The organism is Methylobacterium sp. J-067 (assembly GCF_022829465.1).
GTDB classification, from domain to species: Bacteria; Pseudomonadota; Alphaproteobacteria; order Rhizobiales; family Beijerinckiaceae; genus Methylobacterium; species Methylobacterium litchii.
This window is the reverse complement of sequence record NZ_JAKSXZ010000079.1, coordinates 1-453: the sequence shown is the minus strand read 5'-3', so window position 1 is coordinate 453 and position 453 is coordinate 1. Positions and strand designations below refer to the sequence as shown.

Below are 453 nucleotides of genomic sequence, written 5' to 3'. Positions count from 1 at the left end.
CGCGATCCGGTCGCAAAAAGACCAGCGATCAGGTCGTTTCCGACCCGACCGCCGTATGCTTGCCGAACATGACCGCCGGAGAAAAACGCTCTCGCGCCCCCAACAGTCACATTCCCTCTTCACGATGTAAGATATCTTCGCAGACGATCCGGGCCGTAAGGCCACGCGAACCGTTGCAAACTTGTTTTCCAGGCGGCTCGACGAAGATCCAGATGATCTTCTGAGCACGATGCCCGGACTGAGAAAGAAAAACGAGGACGGCGTTCATCCCGCCAATGGGACCCTGACAGGTCCCTGGTATCTAATAGCGCTGTCCGTGGAGCGGACCGGCGAACCGGCCATCCAGCTGACAGCACCCTTAGAAAGGAGGTGATCCAGCCGCAGGTTCCCCTACGGCTACCTTGTTACGACTTCACCCCAGTCGCTGACCCTACCGTGGTCGCCTGCTCCCCT

Annotated in this window: 1 protein-coding gene and 1 rRNA gene; one reads left to right on the top strand and one right to left on the bottom strand. The window is 58.9% G+C overall.

Annotated elements, in window-relative coordinates; genetic code table 11:
- A partial coding sequence (locus tag MKK52_RS07940) for a hypothetical protein (RefSeq protein WP_243953265.1) occupies window positions 1-224 on the top strand: 224 nt, incomplete at its 5' end.
- Window positions 225-362: 138 nt separating this feature from the next.
- Here MKK52_RS07940 and MKK52_RS07935 read toward each other — a convergent pair.
- Window positions 363-453, bottom strand: a 16S ribosomal RNA gene (locus MKK52_RS07935); the annotation flags it as partial.